Here is a 15,952-nt window from a genome sequence, read left to right as displayed (position 1 = left end):
AAAACCGGACCCGTCGAAAGGAGCCATGAAATATGACCACCGGACAATGGATTGACGGATCATAGATGCGCAATTTGCAGCGATGTCGAAATCATTGAACCAATCGTCATTGATTGCGTGATTTTTTTTGCTCAATCGTTGACTGAATTAGTCAATCATAAATTAGGAGGATAAATGATGAACTTGAATAACGAACAAAAATGGGGAAAAGCTTTGGTGATCGGAGGCAGTATTACCGGGCTGCTGACTGCAAGAGTGCTTTCGGATTATTATGAAGAGGTTCAGATCGTGGATAAAGACGAGTTTCCCGAAAAACCGGAGGATCGTCTCGGCACTCCGCAAGCCTTTCATCCCCATCGCTTCACATGGCGCGGCAAAACGATTACAGAGCGCTTTTTTCCGGAATATGAGAATGAATTATTGGCTCTGGGAGCTCCGACGTCTCTGAACAAGACTGTTTACCAGATGAATCAGTATGGAAGCATAGTCATGCAATACCCGCGGAATGATATCAAGTTTAGCAGAGCGGTGCTGGAGTGGGTCATTCGCCAACGCGTGGAGAAAATTCCCAATGTTCGTTTTCTTTCGAAACATGACGTGCTAGGGTTGTTAACGTCGTCCGACCACACAACTGTCACCGGCATCCAAGTACGTGAACGCGGGCAATTCATACAAGAAAAAACGCTGACGGCCGATCTCGTAGTCGATGCCAGCGGGCGCTCCTCCAAACTGGCGGCTTGGCTTGAAAAATCGGGGTATGATGTGCCGAACCCGGACATTCTGAAAACCGCTCTCGGCTACAGTACCCGCCGTTACAAGGTCCCTTCCGGCGCAGCGCATATTACGGAAAAATGGGATGTCATCAATATCGCCGGTCAGCCTGCCAAGGGCACATCCGCAGGAATTTTTTCCTTTATTGAAAACAATATAGCGGAGCTGCTGCTTTATCATCCAGGGGGACACTTTCCTCCTGCGGATGCTGAAGAGTACGAACAGGCAGTTGCCCAACTCCCTAATCCGATCATTGCGGAAATATTGCAAGAGCTTGACCCGATTACTGCCCCCAAAAGTTACCGTGTGCCTGAATTATATCGCAACCGCTATGAAAGAATGAATCGTTGGCCGTCCGGATTGTTGGTACTGGGAGATGCGTTCTGCATATTTGATCCGATTTTTGGGCAGGGAATGACCGTTGCCGCGATGGAAGCGGAGGTGCTGGCAGCCAGTCTGGCCGATCAGAAAAACGATCCCAAGCCCGGTTTCGAGCAGAGAACGCTACAAAAGTTTCAACATGTCATCGAACCTGCCTGGTGGTTGAATTGCGCTACGGACTTGCAATGGGAAGGTGTCGAATATGCGGCTTCCGAGCCTCTGAAAGGAATTTCTTTTGGTATGAAGTACATGGATCTGCATCTCAAATATGCAACAATGGAGCGCAATTTTGAGCTGTACGGGCTGTATTGGGCAGTAAATACATTGTCGGTCTCGCCGCGTGAAATGTTGAATCCGCACATTGTTACGTCAGTGCTTTCCGCATCTGCCGAAGGCCAGCAGCTGCTCGCCGAGCTTTCGCAGCAATACGATCAGCCGCTCCAGCAAATATTGGATGAGATTTTACCCAGCTTTTCCGGGATACCTGTTGAATCGATGAGGCCGTAGTTTTCGACTATCTGAAATGGTATACTCATAAGCGAACCCACCCGCAATCGTTCGATATTTCAGCGCAAAGGAGTAATTGATCGTTGGCGCCATTAAATGAAGATCAACTGCATCAAATTCGTGATGAACGCAAAGAACAAATTATAGCTGCAGCCGTTAAAGTCTTTGCACGACGGGGCATCGCCGGAACGAAAATGAGTATGATCGCTGCGGAAGCCGGAATCAGTCACGGATTGCTTTACCACTATTTCGATTCGAAAGACGAGCTTTTCACTACGCTCGTTCATGGGGCCATGATAGAAGCTGAGGCCGAAATGAAGAACGTCTATGGTCTGCCGGGAACGCCGATCGTTAAAATAAGAATGTTGACTGAGAAAATACTCGATGAAAGCGGAGCGCCATATTTCATGCTAATCCATCTGGCTCGTACGTCCGAGGGCGTTCCCGAGAAGGTCAAACAGCTCATCGAAAAGTATTCTATGCAGGCTTTTGTCGAACAGCTTCGTCCGTTATTCATAGAGGGACAGCGTACGGGAGAAATTGCGGCAGACGATCCTGATGAGCAAATCTCCTGTTATTTATCGGTGCTTAGCGGACTAATGATATTGGATATGCAGCAACTGGGAGGCTATCGAACGCCTCAGGTCGACATGTTATTACGGCTTGTAACCCGTGAACCGGAAAGCTGATCGGCTATGGCGTAAAGCAGACCGAATACGCTGAAGATCATCACTGCGCTGCCGATCTTTAAGTCGTACCCGCGAATAAAGTAATCGTCATACATGTAATGAAAATGAGCCCCCGTCTATGCCGCCCAAAATAATATAAAGCGTAACTCGGGCGGCCAGCGGCTTTACGCGTGTTCCGTGGAGGTTCGAGTCCTCCCGACCGCACCATTTCATCAGCAACAGGTTTCTGATCTGCTTTTTCTGGCAGAGTAGGAACCTTTTTGTTGTTTACAAATTTTGATTGATTTTAGTTAACAATTCTTTGAGGGTCTGTTGTTCATCATCGGAAAGGGATTGAAGTATTACATCCTCCACCCGTTGAAAGGACTGTTCGAAGGCTTCGATTAGTGCAACGCCTTTCGGCAGAACATAAATATTTTTTTGTCGCTCGTTATGGGCTGGAATTTTACGTTCGATGTATCCCTTTCTTTCAAGACCTTGAAGCATGCTCGTAATGCTCGCTCCGCGTACATGGAAATGATCGGAAAGGTCCTTTTGAATTAAGCCCTTCTCTTGATGATTAAAAATATAGTCAATCATCTTTCCTTGCTGAGCATTTAATCCCAGTTCTTTTATGCTCTGATCAGCTCGTTTCTTTAACTTCATTCCGATGAGCTGCAGCAAATCCAGGTAGGGTGTATCTTGCTTGGTATCCATTAAGGTTCTCCCCTCTTGCTCTTGAACTGTTATACTTCTAATTGTCAGTAATGGAACTATATAAGGATTTAATGGGCTTGTCAACAGGTGTGAATATAATTAGATTATTGACAGTTAGACATCTAAGTGTTAAAGTTCGAATGAAGAGAGGGGCTATTATATACCCTTATCTTTGATGGGAGAAAATATGAAAGTTGGTAAAATACACATGAATAATTTAAAAGGAAAAGTAGCGATTATTACTGGATCTTCCAGAGGAATTGGACGTGTCATAGCCGAGCAGCTATCTGATTTAGGTGCTAAAGTGACCATAAATTATTCCAGTAGTCCGGAAGAAGCAGCAGCGGTGGCAGAAGGCATTATTCAAAAAGGCGGCGATGCGATAGCGGTTCGTGCTGATCTCAGTAAGGTTAATGAGATCGAGGAAATGTTCGTAAAAACACTAGCCGAGTTCGGCAGAGTGGATATTCTAATCAATAATGCGGCAGTGATGATAACCAATCCCCTTGCCGAGGTAACAGAGGCTGAGTATGATAAACAATTCGCAGTTAATGTCAAAGGTATCTTCTTTGCTTGTCAACAAGCAATGAAACACATGGGGGAGAACGGAAGAATCGTTAATATCTCCACAGCTGGGACAAAACTAATATTTCCTGAAATGAGTGTATATACGGGTACAAAAGGGGCGGTTGAACAACTCACTCGTCAGCTCGCGATGGAATTCGGTCCTAAAAAAATTACCATTAACGCAGTAGCACCAGGTCCTGTTTCCACCGAACATTTTAAAGTGGGGAAAACGGAGGAAGAAATCGAATTCATGAAAAGCATGAGTCCATTTGGCCGTATCGGTATGCCGGAGGATATCGCAAACGTAATTGAGTTTCTGGTCAGCGATAAATCCCAGTGGGTTACTGGTCAAACCTTGCATGTAAATGGAGGACTTAATTAAAGCTTTTCATATAAAAATCGTACAGCGCATTACGTGGACTTCTTCAAGCCTTGTGGTGTCTGAAAGAGACGGAAAAACCCGCGAAAAACCTTGATTCTACAAGGCTTTTCGCGGGTTTTATGTTCCTCATCTTTGACTTGTTTTCCGCTTGTTTCCCAATCGCGTACGCGTTTTAGCATCCTGTATGTGGCATCTTACATGAAATAAGGATATAATACATAGTATAGATTGTACAACTTTTTACAAAGGGGATGAACGTTCGTGGAAAGAACAATTACAGCTTCTCACTCAGGCAGCTTTGCTCACGTGCTGCAGACATTCGCGTTATCGCTGCTGGTTTCCTTTATCGGAACGTTGATCGGCGCCCTGGTCGTTCCTGCGGAATTAGTTATGCTGTTCGTGGTGGCGGAACTTGTCATGCTGGTGGCGGCCATCGTAATCCGGATGCGCGGCAAAAATATCGGCTACGGATTCCTGTACGCCTTCACCGCTATTTCCGGCGTAACGCTGTATCCGGTAATTATGAAATACGGCGGCTTGCTCGGCGCGCAAGTCGTATCCGGCGCATTTTTTGCGACAGCTGCGATTTTTGGCGGCTTGGCTTTCTACGCGCACCGTTCCAAAAGAGATTTCAGCTTTCTTGGAGGTTTCCTGTTTGCTGCGACAATCGGACTCGTTATCATGAGTCTCATCTCTATGTTTGTGTCCTTCGGTTCGGTCATGAATCTCGTATGGTCGATGATCGGCATTCTGATTTTCAGCGGATGGGTGCTTTACGACGTGTCCCAGTACCGCGACGGCGTAGCCGCAGAGGAAGTGCCGTTAGCGGCGCTGAACATTTATCTGGATTTCATCAATTTGTTCTTGTACATCCTCAGATTTCTGGCCTCTATCGCCGGAATTAACCGGAATTAATCGGCGGATCGGCATCAAGCCGGCAGAACAAGCACCTTCGGACCGTACGTGGCGTACGGCTGCCGGAGGTGCTTTTGTTTTGTCGACGTCCCGGCGGCATGAAAGGGCATCCGCGATAGTCCCTTGCCGCTTTCGAAGCCTGACCGCTCGGCGCTGCCCAGACCGCGGCGGCCGAGTTAGTCGATGTGTGCGACGGCGCGGATTTCAATCAGTTGATGAGGGAACGCCAGACCCGACACGCCGATGAGGGTGACGGCCGGCCGATGATCGCCTACATACTCCTTGTACAGAACGACGCACTGTTCGAAATGCTCCCGCGGATTTGTCAGAAAGACCTCCATCTCAGCGATGTTCGACCTCGTGACACCAAATCCCGCCAGCACTCTATCGAGGTTCTTCAGCGTCTGCCGGGTCTGGGCCTCGATATCGCCCTCGCCAACGAATGTTCCCTGCATATCGTGGGAAAATTGTCCCGAGATGTAGATGGTGCCGTTGACGCTGTAGCCTTGGGTGACGCCGAAAGCTTCTTCCCATGCAACACCGTGATTGTAGGTTTGAGCAATAGTCATTTTTTTCTCTCCTTTACTTCAAAGTAAGGTTAGTATAAACTGAGCACAAATTAAAAAGTAGTACGCACTTTTTTGACAGGTACTACCTGAAAGGATAGTGTAAATATGAGTATGGCTGAATATAAAGGTAAGGTTAAAAATATTCAAGATACACCTTTTGGCTATACAATGTCGATTATTGGCGGTAAATGGAAAATGGTCATTTTTTACCTTTTAGCAGAAAACCAACCGGTTCGCTTTAATGATCTGAAAAGACAAATAGGAACTATTACTTTTAAAACATTGAGTTCACAACTAAAAGAATTGGAAGCGGATGGTCTTGTGAAACGGAAAGAGTATCCTCAAGTTCCCCCTAAAGTCGAGTACAGTCTCACGGATAAAGCGGAAACTCTATTACCCATATTGGAAGGGTTATGTGAGTGGGGAGTAAAAAACCGAAATAATTAAATCCGGTTTTCCAATTGCGCTCGGTGTTGTTGCTAACAAGGTGTGGGCTATTGCGGTACGGCGGACGGTCATAAGGCGGCTTGACAGGCCGGACTGGGGAGAAAACACGCGAGATTGCTCGAAAGTGCGGGTTTTAATGGGTTATTGTGGAAGAACAGTTCATTTTGGCGAAAAGACCGCGTCGCAGGCTGCTCAGCAACCGATACGCCAGAGCCGGTCGCACAATCTGACTGGTCACGCGAAGAAAACCTGCAAAAGTACAGTTTTTGCTCGGTTGATCCGCTGGCTGCGAAGAATTCCTGCAAATGTGCAGGCTTTTCGCCGCGAATATGGGCTCAGTGCCACTTTAAGCGAAAATTCCTGCACAATCGCAGGCTTTTCACCAAAACGATCCATTTTTGCAGAAAAAGCCTGCACTTTCGCAGGTTTTCTGAAATTGCCGATGAACGTTAGTTCCGGCGGGCAAGCTTGCAGGTTTTCGCGCACTGCTGCCGGTTCGTTGGCGGGGAAAGCCCCGCTTTTGCGAGGGGCCTCAGAATAGCCGGTGTTGTCTCGGGCATCAACAGGTTTTCCGCTCCACGGCTTACGGCAGCCTTACTTACGATGAACGCTCGGCCGAGGATGCCGCATAAAAAGGGATGTCGCCGCGGAAAATCCGATTGATTTCCAGCAAAGTATGAATCAACTGGATGAGCTCGCCATGATTGAACCGGACGGCACCCGGGACCGCGGTCTCCTCCTGCGTGGAGACATGAAGCTCCATCAGCTTGTCTCCCGGATGAATCAAAATTTTCAATTGATCGGTGTGAAGCATGCTTTTCCACATTCCGGAACGCACCTCTTTCTCTCTAGTTGTTCTAGTATATGCGGGGAAAAAAAGAATAGAAGCCGAATTTCGGCTTCTATTCTTGTAAACCGGCGTCACCGGCCGCGATGCTTCGCTTTTGCCTTCATGCGCTTCATCTCGCGCTTCAACTGCTTGCTCTCTTCGCGCTGCGTACGCGAGCGCGTTTTACGTTCTTGCTTGCGCTGCTCAAGCTCAAGCTTCATGGCTTCCTGGGCGGCCGAAGAGACGCCCTTCCGCTGCATGTCTTGCGCGGCGAGGCGCTGGGCGCGTTTGGGATTGATCCGCCGTTCGGCGGCCGGCTGAACGGCGGCGGACTGCCGTACCCGTTCAAGCCAGCCGATCATCGGGGTACGGACGAAGTCCAGAACCTCCGCATCGCAAGGTTCGGAGCCGAAAACGTAGCGGGCGGCGCGCAGCTTGCCCCCGCGCTCTTCTTCGATGACGCCCACCCAGAAGGGCTGTTCAAAAAAAACAGTCAATTTCATGCATATTCCCCTCCTGATTCAACAAACAGCGATGGACATCCCGAGGGGGAAGGATACGGCATAGCGTCATCTATGCATCCGGACTACCAACCGGACCGTGTTTTTTCGCTCATTCCCATTATAGAAGGACTGCGCTGCGCCACCAAAGGAAAAAACGATTGCAAAGAAACAAATCCGCGCGCCGGGCGAGCAGGTTAGGCGTTGGATTTGTTTATGTACAAGCACTTTTTCACATCCCCGGCACATACAATTAATTGATCACAATGGTGAAGGGGAGATGACCTATGGCGGCATGCAGCACATGGACTTATAGAGGTATTTCGTCTTCGGTTTTCAAAGGATTGCAAAATATTGGCAGAAAACAGGGCTTTTCCATCCCGAACGCTCCCTCCGGAAGGTTTGCGATTACGGTATCCGGCCTCAATGTCGGATTTCAGTACGCTTGGGATGTGGGCAGCCAGACGCTGCTGCTGCAGTGCGTAAACAAGCCGATACTGGTGGGCTGCAGCACGATCAAATCGTTTGCGGATAAGATCATTTTTGAGAGCGGCGGCAGAGTCTCTTAAACGCCTTCCCGCCTGTCCGACCCGGTTAAGCTTGCGCGGCAATGGCAACACTAGGGAGGGAAGGGCAGGTGGCTCAATGGCTAAGAACGACGATCTGGTCAAATACATCACGGAGCAGGTTGTGACATACATAGAAACGCCGAAAGACGTGCGCAAACAGGCGAAAACAAGCACGAAGGAGCAGCGGGAACATTGGCAAACCCGCTGGTTTGGCATGCTGCCGCTGGCCGCGCGGATGCTGTTCGATACAATCAGAGCGGGCAAAAGAAAATCTCGCTGAGCGTCTGCACGCTATTTTGCATACATATCAATTGGAGTTCATCGGGACAAACTCATAAAGCCTCCCGGCGAGCGGCAGCGCATTTTGCCTGCCTTTTGCCGGGAGGTTTTTTGGGCTGCATAGCGAATTAGGAATAGGATTAGGTATGAACAAGCAGAAAGGGAGTAATCAGATGAAGTTGGAAATGTACGACAAACTGGTCATGATCGGCGACTCCGTTACGGACTGTGAGCGGGCGAGGCCGATTGGCGAAGGGCTGTTCGGCGCTTTGGGCAAAGGATATGTCGCGTTGGTCGACGGGCAGTTGAACGCTTTGTACCCCGAGCTTGAAATTCGCACAGTCAATGTAGGCACAAGCGGGAATACGGTGCTCGATCTTCAGCAAAGATGGCAGACGGATGTGCTGGATCAAAAGCCGGACTGGTTGTCCGTCATGATCGGCATTAACGATGTGTGGCGGCAGTTCGACTCCCCGACAAAGCCGGAATGCCATGTCGATCTCGAAACGTACGAGGCGACGCTGCGGACGCTTGTAACTTCCACCCTGCCGCATGTAAAAGGCATCGTGCTGATGACGCCGTTCTACATCGAGCCGAATCCGCAGGATGCCATGCGCAGCATGATGGATCAGTATGGCGCGGCAGTGAAGCGCATAGCGGAACAAACAAATTCCGTTTTTGTCGATACGCAAGCCGCTTTTGAAGCGCTTCTGAAAACGTTTTATCCGGCGTACGTCGCCTGGGACAGGGTTCACCCGAACCATGTGGGGCATACGCTGCTGGCCAACGCATTTTTGCGCGGCATCGGGTTCCGCTGGAACTAAACGAACAAAGCCTTGGCTGCCGCAGTTTGTACTGCGGTGCTAAGGCTTTTGCCGTTTGAAAAGGCTGTTTACGGGTAGATGCTGCCCTGCTTGACAGCCGATCGAAAGAGAACGTAACGCGGGCCTTCATGATCGAGAATGAGGTAGGGCTCATTCACATCCCACTGGCGGTAGCCGATGACCGCGAGCGGCAGCGTAACCTGGTGATCGAACAGCTCGGCTACATATGTAAGGTTTTTGCTCACTTGAAGCTCGGCCTGCAGGTCCTGCGGGCCGCCGATAGCCGCCGGCCTGCCGACCACCCACTGAAGCCGCTCGTAAGGATCGAAGGAGGGCAGCAGAAGCTCCTGGCCGGTTCCCGTAAGCTGCGTGCCGGCTCTCGGCTGCGGCTCGTTCGCCGGCTTCGGGTCTGCCTTAATAGGCAGCAGTTCCCCTGATTTTGCGTCCACGTAATAAGTTTGGCCTTCCCTGCCAATTTTCCAGACTGCGGCGAACGAGTCCGTATACAGCCGTTCTTTGGTGACCGCCGTACTATCGATAAATTCGGAATACGATAAAGTATCGGGAATAAGTTCCTGCTGCATCAAAGTTCGATACAGCGTTGCAAGGCTGAATAACGGCTTGCCGCCGGTTCCGTATTCGGTAAGTTGGAACGAGCCGTCGTCCGCTGAGCTTACGACCATGTAGCCGACTTCTTGTCCGTCTTTGCTGACGATGACGACCCATCCGTGCGTTCCCGGCCCAAGCGGATACCGGGTCCAGGTCGCCGTTTGCCAGCTTTCGAAGCCTTTTTCCTTGGCCAGCGCCGCTTTCCAGCTGCCGACCGCCTCATCTATGCTTGACGGCTTGGCCCCTCGCACTGCTTGCTGCGGAGCGGCGGCGGGTACAGGCGCCCGGTTCGTTTCCTTTTGAACAACGATAAGGCTTGTCCGGCTCAAATCGTCAGTCGCAGACGTATGAACCGGGGCAAAGAGGAGAGCGCCCGCGTTAATCAGACAAGCGGCAGTCCAAGCGATCCATTTCATTGGCAACCGTTCACCTACCCGTCTATAAGGATATGTCCAACCGATATTTGTATGTCCTTATTGTAAAACTTATGTATTAAAAAGAATGTTAGAACCTGTAGCGGCATATTTGAAAAGTTTTAGCGACTTGCGTCAGTTTCTGGTCGCACTCCCCGAGTTTAAATGAAACAGTCCGCAATTGACGACAGAAACGACGATTCTCGGCTTATACTGCCAATCGATTTCCTGCAAGCGGTTGCGGCACTGCATCTCCACCTCGGGCCGCTGCTGCGGCTCGACACTGAGCAGGAGGCCGTTGTAGAACGATTCGACGCGCTTGATTTCACTGCGGTGCTGCTCATTGGCCTCGTCCGCCCAGCTGTGATCGATGGCGCGGATTTTGCTTTCCAACACCATCTCCAAAGCGTTGACCGCTTTCGGAAGAGAGAGCGTGTCAGGCAGCATGTAGCTCCCGACAGGCAGCTTCGGCGACAAGCTTTTGGTAAGCAGATGCTTGTGAAAATGCTCGCGGATTTCGCCGCCGGCGAGCCGGATGGCCAGCGAGTGGATCTCACTTCGCTTGCGGTCGCACGCCAGCTCGACTTTGTAGTTGACGCAGAACCACCGGTCGTACGTCAGTGTGCTGCGGGCGGAGGCCTGCAGCGGGAACGGCTCCTCGAACAAATGGACGAACCGTCCGCGCTGTCTGACGATGCCGAACATTTGCTCAAGCCGCCGGCTGCCGAACGTCACTTCGTCCTGCGGCACGCGGGTCATCACCTGGGTCGGCACAAAGCCGAAATAACGGCCGAGAATGCTATCGGAACCGCCGTCCTTTGTCGCAGCAGCAGCAGGGAAACCCGCCGCAGCTCCGTTCGGGTCCGCCGGCCCCCGTGCGCCCGCCGCCTGCTGCTTCGGCTTTGCTTCCGCTTTCATCTGCTCCGGGTCGAAGATGAATTTGTAGGTCATCGTCTCCGCCTGTGCGCCTGTGCGTTCCACAAAGCTCCAATAATACGGGCGGCCCGTCAACTCTTTGTCGGCTTCGGGCGAAAGCTTCGCCGTCACATAAGCCGGCGTCTTTTCCATGATCGTGCAGCCGTAGGCTTCGAGAAACCGCATGACGAACGTATGAATGTTTCGTTTGTTCATGGTCCGACCTCAGTGCCGCCGGCAGCGTTCAGCAGGGAGCGGAGGCGGCTGGCAGCCTGCTCCTCCGACTCCACCTCGGATTGAATGTCGGAGAAGGCGGAGCCGATTTCATCGAGCTTTCTGCGGATGTCGTCCTGCGAGCCCGATTCCATCACCATGCGGAACAAGGAGGATTCGAGTGAACCTTTTTTTTCGATCCGCTCCAAAATCGTGTCCAGCCGGCCGATCACCATTTCGAACATGTTGATTTTTTCGTGCAGCAGGGACAGGATATGTTGTTCGATCGTATTCGTTGTGGATAAGTTGTAAATGTTCACGTCATGCGTCTGGCCGAGCCGATGCACGCGCCCGATTCGCTGCTCCACGCGCATCGGATTCCACGGCAGATCGAAGTTGATCATATTATGGCAAAATTGCAGATTGATCCCTTCGCCGCCGGCTTCGGTTGCGACCAGCACTTGGGCCCGGCCCCGGAACAAGTCCATCATCCAATCCTTTTTCCCCCGGTTCATGCCTCCGCGGTAAGGAACGGCGCTAATTTTGCGTTCTTTGAGATAATTCAGCAAATATTCCTGAGAAGCGCGGTACTCCGTGAAAATAATGACTTTCTCGCCGATCTCCTGCACGAGCTGCATCGTTTTTTCGGCTTTCGTATTGGCTTTGATACTGCGGATCAGCTCGACGAGATCCCAGATTTTGGCCCGCACCGGCGAATCTTCGGCCGTTTTTTTGAACAGGTTGACGAGCGTAATAAATACTGCGTCGCGCGAGCTGCACACTTCCCGCTGCAGCGTAATCAGCGACAGCATGCTGGTCAGATCGCCGACGCTTTCCTGGTAGCGGGTGCGCACAAAATCGGTCACGCCGTCGTAAAGCGCCTGCTCTTCGGGCGAAAGCGTAAGCGGGATGTTTTTGACGATACGTTTCGTGTATTGAAGCCCGCCTTCTCCGCGCCGGTTGCGGATCATGACCTTGGCCAGCTCCTGCTGGAGGATGTCTTCGTTTTTCGGTATCCGTTTGCCGACGACAAAATTCGTTTTGAAGCTGCTTTGCCCGCCGAGCTGGCCGGGTTTGAGCAGCGTAATCAGATTGTAAAGCTCCTTCAGATCGTTCTGGACCGGAGTGGCGGTCAGCAGCAGGCAATATTTTTTACGCAGTTCGTTGACGAACGTGTAGTTGGTCGTTTTTTTGTTTTTGAGCTTGTGCGCTTCATCGACAATCAGCATGTCGTATTCCAGGCCCATGACGATTTCGCGGTGCGGGTCGCGCTTGGCGGTGTCCATGGAGGCAACGATGACATCGCACTGCTGCCACATGTAAGCTTTCTTTTGCGCGGCGGCGTGGATGCCGAACTTGCTGTTCAGCTCCCGTACCCATTGCAGCACAAGGGAGGCGGGGACGAGGATCAGCGCTTTGCGGACCAAGCCGCGGATCATGTACTCCTTGAGAATCAATCCGGCTTCGATCGTTTTGCCGAGCCCGACTTCGTCGGCCAGTATGGCCCTGCCGCGCATTTCGTTCAGCACCCGCCTGGCGGTCTCAAGCTGATGGGGCATCGGTTCGAGCTGTCCCAAATGAACGAGGCATTGCAGCTCATCGAAGCTGGGGATAAGGGCCGATTCTTCCGATTCGTAGGCGAGCTGGTACAGCGTCCAGTCGTCCCAGGGGCCGCCTCCGCGCACACGGCTGTCCAGTTCGGCAAACCATTCCCGGTCAACATGCATATGAAGGTGATCATGAATGGGGCGAATGTTCTCCTGCTGTTCGTTATGGCGCATGGGTAGGCCTCCTCCTGATCGTGCACATACGTGCGAATACGTGTTAGTATGTCCAAAAAGGGGGCTTTCATAACTTTTCCACCCGGTTGTGGTATGATGAAATGCAGAGGATGCAGCAATAAATGAAAGAATGGAGTGCATAACGATGGCAACATGGCGGTTCGTACACACAGGAGACCGTTCTCCTGCTGAAAATATGGCTATAGACGAGGCGATTTTAACAGCGCACAGCGAAGGCAAGGTGCCGCCGACCGTTCGCTTTTACGGATGGAGTCCGGCGACGCTGTCGATCGGTTATTTTCAAAAAGCGCAGGAGGTCGACCGTGAGGCGGCCGCTGCGGAAGGGATCGGCTTCGTAAGGCGGCCGACGGGCGGCAGAGCCGTTTTGCATGACAAGGAGCTGACGTACAGCATCATCGTATCGGAAACGTACCCTGGCATTCCGGCAAATGTAACGGAAGCATACCGCGTGCTAAGCGTCGGGCTGCTTCAAGGCTTCCGGGCGCTCGGCCTCGGCGCGGAGATGGTTCAACTGGCGACCGACGAAGAGAAGGAGAAATATGCGTCTGCGGGCTCGGCCGCCTGCTTCGACTCTCCTTCGTGGTACGAGCTCGTCGTCGAAGGTCGCAAAGTGGCGGGCAGCGCCCAGGTTCGGCAAAAGGACGTCGTCCTGCAGCACGGCTCGATTTTGCTCGATATGGACACGGACCAGTTGTTCCGTCTGCTGCGTTTTTCGAATGAGAAGGTGGCGGAACGGATGAAGCAAAGCTTCCTGAAAAAAGCGGTCGCCATCAACGAGCTGCTGCGCGCCCAAGGCAAGGAGCCGGTAACGCTGCAGCAGGTGGAGGCGGCGTTCCGCAGGGAAATTGCCGACGGCTTGGGCGTCGAACTGGAGGAAGCGGAGCTGACGCCTTATGAAGCGGAGCTGGCGGACCGGCTCGTGCGGGAAAAGTACGGGACGGACGAGTGGAATTTGCGCAGATAAGCGAAGGAAGACGCCCCAGCGGCTCGAATAGAGCTCTGGGGCGTCTTTGTGCTGACGGCCGCTTGCCTGGCGGTATCCGGGCATGATGGTGGCTCGGATATCGCCGGCTGACCGGCAAATGGCCGGGAAGATTGTGGAACTTCAGACTGTTGCAAACTCGTACGGAAAACCTGTAAAAACTTCAGGCTGTTGGAGGGAAAGAAGGCGTGACGGCTCCTTACTTCGCAAAAGTCCGTTCGAATTGCTGCTGCAGCTTGCGCGTCAGCGGCCCAGGTTCGCCCGTTCCGACCGGCCGGCCGTCGATGCGGACAAGAGGCGTAATTTCGACCGTTGTTCCGGTGATGAACACCTCGTCGGCTTCCGCCAAATCCGTCAGAGTAAACGGTTCCTCTCTCACATCCATATCCAGCGACTCTGCAAGCCGCAGCACGACGGCCCGCGTAATGCCGTGAAGGATGAGGTTGTTGGCCGGATGCGTATATAGCACTCCGCTGCGGATCATCATTACGTTGGAGGCGCTGCACTCGGTTACGGTACCGTTACGATGCAGAATGACTTCCTGCACGCCGTGGTCGAGAGCCGCTTGCTTCGCCATGACGTTAGGCAGCAGATTGAGCGTCTTCAGGTCGCATCTCAGCCACCTGATGTCGTCCGTCGTAATGGCGGAAATGCCGCTGCTCATCGTCGCTTCCGGCCTTTTTACCTCCGTACAGTAAGCCATCATAACCGGTTTGGCCTGAGCGGGAAAAGGATGCGCGCGCGGGGCTTCGCCTCTTGTGATCTGCATGTACAGCGTGCCTTCCACGACACTGCTTTCCCGGACCAACTTGGCCAAAATATCTTTGATTTGTTCCGTCGAATAAGGCAGCTCGATCCGGACGTCTTCGGCGCTGCGGACTAATCTCCGAAGATGGGCGTCCTGCTCGTACAATTCCCCGTTATAAATGCGAAACACTTCGTAAATTCCGTCTCCGAAATAGTAACCCCGATCGTCCGGCGATACGGCCATATCTTTTTTGTCCACAAAATGATCTTTGTAAAAGTACACGAGTGCTGCCTCCTCAAAAAGTTCTTATGAACATACATCCATCTCTATATGTTAGCACTCGTGTGCAATTTTGCAATCAGCTGATGGGCAGGAGCGCTGGGGACAGGCAGCCTCTTTTTGGGTCACTGCCGCACAGCAGCTTGGAACGCTGCCAAAAAGACCGTCATATGATGGCGGTCAATACGCGGAAAACGTGGAAAAACTCTGTGAAGTCATGTGGCGTTGCCTCTCAGAGTGAAAATACTGTTTAGGCCGGTTACTGCGTGGAGAATTTGCTGTAATTTCGCTACAAAGTAGGATTCGGGCTTAGCATGGCAGGGAAATCCTGCACCATCGCGCAATCGCAGGCTTCTTCCTTCTAACGAACTGTTCGCTTAGAGCACTTTTGAGCTCGTTGAAAAACTTGTCTGCTGAGAGATCACGCATCTGCTTGGCGAGAAGAAGAAAACCTGCAAAAGTACAGTTTTTTGCTCCACGAATCGCTTGCAACGGAAAATTGCTGCAAAAGTGCAGTTTTTCCAGCGGATACACGATCACTGGCACGTTTTCTTAGGAAATTCCTGCACAATTGCAGGCTTTTCCATAAAACGGGCCGCTCCCGACGAAAAAGCCTGCACTTTCGCAGGCTTTTCCCAAAACCGATCCGCTTCCAGCGAAAAACTGCAGCAATCGCAGATTTTGCGGACGTCCAACAGGCTGCAGCCTGCAGCAATCGCAGGTTTTGCGGACGTCCAACGGGCTGCAGCCTGCAGCAATCGCAGGTTTTGCGGACGTCCAACGGGCTGCAGCCTGCAGCAATCGCAGGTTTTGCGTGCGTCCAGCAAGCCCGCTTTCGCACCGCGCGCAGCTCCCAGTGCGCGGTGTTGCGCTGTATGACGGCGGTCGGTCGACCACATGCTGCAGACATTGCGGACGTCGGGGCCGCTTCGCCAGAAGGCAGCGCCATCTTTGGCCCATTGGGCGGCGCCCGTTCTTAGCTTGGGAATGCACGTTCTGTGCGGGGGCCCGGGCTCTTTGTATTTACAAACAAATTACATAAAAAATGTCGAATTCTGGGGTTACA

18 protein-coding genes are annotated in these 15,952 nt (G+C 52.0%); 9 read left to right on the top strand and 9 right to left on the bottom strand.

What is annotated here, in order from left to right:
• Positions 1-177: 177 nt before the first annotated feature.
• The gene (locus tag AC3G2T_RS05190) at positions 178-1,659 is read left to right on the top strand and encodes an FAD-dependent oxidoreductase (protein ID WP_488434963.1); all 1,482 of its coding nucleotides are present in this window, start codon (positions 178-180) and stop codon (positions 1,657-1,659) included.
• A gap of 83 nt (positions 1,660-1,742) precedes the next feature.
• Positions 1,743-2,348: a TetR/AcrR family transcriptional regulator gene (locus tag AC3G2T_RS05185; protein WP_488434769.1), complete on the top strand. Its 606-nt coding sequence runs from the start codon at positions 1,743-1,745 to the stop codon at positions 2,346-2,348.
• 267 nt (positions 2,349-2,615) lie between these two features.
• On the opposite strand, the gene AC3G2T_RS05180 is transcribed toward AC3G2T_RS05185, so the two are convergent.
• Positions 2,616-3,044 (bottom strand): MarR family winged helix-turn-helix transcriptional regulator, encoded by a 429-nt coding sequence (locus AC3G2T_RS05180; protein ID WP_474679345.1) that lies wholly within the window; start codon positions 3,042-3,044, stop codon positions 2,616-2,618.
• Positions 3,045-3,252: 208 nt separating this feature from the next.
• Between AC3G2T_RS05180 and AC3G2T_RS05175 the strand changes: the two genes are divergently transcribed.
• The gene (locus tag AC3G2T_RS05175) at positions 3,253-3,993 is read left to right on the top strand and encodes an SDR family oxidoreductase (RefSeq protein WP_488434962.1); all 741 of its coding nucleotides are present in this window, start codon (positions 3,253-3,255) and stop codon (positions 3,991-3,993) included.
• A gap of 261 nt (positions 3,994-4,254) precedes the next feature.
• A complete protein-coding gene (locus AC3G2T_RS05170; RefSeq protein ID WP_474679344.1) occupies positions 4,255-4,908 on the top strand; it encodes a Bax inhibitor-1/YccA family protein in 654 nt (217 codons plus the stop codon).
• Positions 4,909-5,084: 176 nt separating this feature from the next.
• Here AC3G2T_RS05170 and AC3G2T_RS05165 read toward each other — a convergent pair whose 3' ends face one another.
• Positions 5,085-5,477, bottom strand: coding sequence for a RidA family protein (locus AC3G2T_RS05165; protein ID WP_488434768.1), 393 nt, complete (start codon positions 5,475-5,477; stop codon positions 5,085-5,087).
• Between the two features lie 105 nt (positions 5,478-5,582).
• Between AC3G2T_RS05165 and AC3G2T_RS05160 the strand changes: the two genes are divergently transcribed.
• Positions 5,583-5,924: a winged helix-turn-helix transcriptional regulator gene (locus AC3G2T_RS05160; protein ID WP_474679342.1), complete on the top strand. Its 342-nt coding sequence runs from the start codon at positions 5,583-5,585 to the stop codon at positions 5,922-5,924.
• 234 nt (positions 5,925-6,158) lie between these two features.
• Here the strand turns inward: AC3G2T_RS05160 and AC3G2T_RS05155 are convergent, their stop codons facing one another.
• From AC3G2T_RS05155 to AC3G2T_RS05145, 3 genes are all read right to left on the bottom strand, one after another.
• Complete coding sequence (locus AC3G2T_RS05155) at positions 6,159-6,410, bottom strand: hypothetical protein (protein WP_488434767.1); 252 nt, start codon at positions 6,408-6,410, stop codon at positions 6,159-6,161.
• Between the two features lie 112 nt (positions 6,411-6,522).
• A complete protein-coding gene (locus AC3G2T_RS05150; RefSeq protein ID WP_488434766.1) occupies positions 6,523-6,750 on the bottom strand; it encodes a hypothetical protein in 228 nt (75 codons plus the stop codon).
• Positions 6,751-6,845: 95 nt separating this feature from the next.
• Positions 6,846-7,256 (bottom strand): YjdF family protein, encoded by a 411-nt coding sequence (locus AC3G2T_RS05145; protein ID WP_488434765.1) that lies wholly within the window; start codon positions 7,254-7,256, stop codon positions 6,846-6,848.
• A 284-nt stretch (positions 7,257-7,540) separates the two neighbouring features.
• On the opposite strand from AC3G2T_RS05145, the gene AC3G2T_RS05140 reads away from it, so the two are divergent.
• The 3 genes from AC3G2T_RS05140 to AC3G2T_RS05130 all read left to right on the top strand — a co-directional run bounded on the left by AC3G2T_RS05140 (position 7,541) and on the right by AC3G2T_RS05130 (position 8,925).
• Positions 7,541-7,822 carry a hypothetical protein gene (locus AC3G2T_RS05140; RefSeq protein ID WP_474679339.1) on the top strand — a complete coding sequence of 94 codons (282 nt, stop codon included), beginning with the start codon at positions 7,541-7,543 and terminating at the stop codon, positions 7,820-7,822.
• Positions 7,823-7,898: 76 nt separating this feature from the next.
• A complete protein-coding gene (locus AC3G2T_RS05135) occupies positions 7,899-8,102 on the top strand; it encodes a YqzE family protein (protein WP_488434764.1) in 204 nt (67 codons plus the stop codon).
• Positions 8,103-8,274: 172 nt separating this feature from the next.
• Positions 8,275-8,925 carry an SGNH/GDSL hydrolase family protein gene (locus tag AC3G2T_RS05130; protein ID WP_488434763.1) on the top strand — a complete coding sequence of 217 codons (651 nt, stop codon included), beginning with the start codon at positions 8,275-8,277 and terminating at the stop codon, positions 8,923-8,925.
• A 68-nt stretch (positions 8,926-8,993) separates the two neighbouring features.
• Here the strand turns inward: AC3G2T_RS05130 and AC3G2T_RS05125 are convergent, their stop codons facing one another.
• The 3 genes from AC3G2T_RS05125 to AC3G2T_RS05115 all read right to left on the bottom strand — a co-directional run bounded on the left by AC3G2T_RS05125 (position 8,994) and on the right by AC3G2T_RS05115 (position 12,856).
• The gene (locus AC3G2T_RS05125; protein WP_488434762.1) at positions 8,994-9,950 is read right to left on the bottom strand and encodes a hypothetical protein; all 957 of its coding nucleotides are present in this window, start codon (positions 9,948-9,950) and stop codon (positions 8,994-8,996) included.
• A 132-nt stretch (positions 9,951-10,082) separates the two neighbouring features.
• Entirely contained in the window at positions 10,083-11,078 is a 996-nt protein-coding gene (locus AC3G2T_RS05120; RefSeq protein ID WP_488434761.1) for a YqhG family protein, read from the bottom strand.
• Positions 11,075-12,856 (bottom strand): DEAD/DEAH box helicase, encoded by a 1,782-nt coding sequence (locus AC3G2T_RS05115; protein ID WP_488434760.1) that lies wholly within the window; start codon positions 12,854-12,856, stop codon positions 11,075-11,077. Before AC3G2T_RS05115 ends, AC3G2T_RS05120 begins: the two co-directional genes overlap by 4 nt.
• 145 nt (positions 12,857-13,001) lie before the next feature.
• Between AC3G2T_RS05115 and AC3G2T_RS05110 the strand changes: the two genes are divergently transcribed.
• Positions 13,002-13,841, top strand: coding sequence for a lipoate--protein ligase family protein (locus AC3G2T_RS05110; RefSeq protein WP_488434759.1), 840 nt, complete (start codon positions 13,002-13,004; stop codon positions 13,839-13,841).
• A 217-nt stretch (positions 13,842-14,058) separates the two neighbouring features.
• Here AC3G2T_RS05110 and dat read toward each other — a convergent pair whose 3' ends face one another.
• Positions 14,059-14,889: a D-amino-acid transaminase gene (gene dat / locus AC3G2T_RS05105; protein ID WP_488434758.1), complete on the bottom strand. Its 831-nt coding sequence runs from the start codon at positions 14,887-14,889 to the stop codon at positions 14,059-14,061.
• Between the last annotated feature and the right edge of the window lie 1,063 nt (positions 14,890-15,952).

The sequence above is a fragment of the Paenibacillus sp. sgz302191 genome (assembly GCF_057749925.1).
This window is presented reverse-complemented; position numbering and strand designations above follow the sequence as displayed.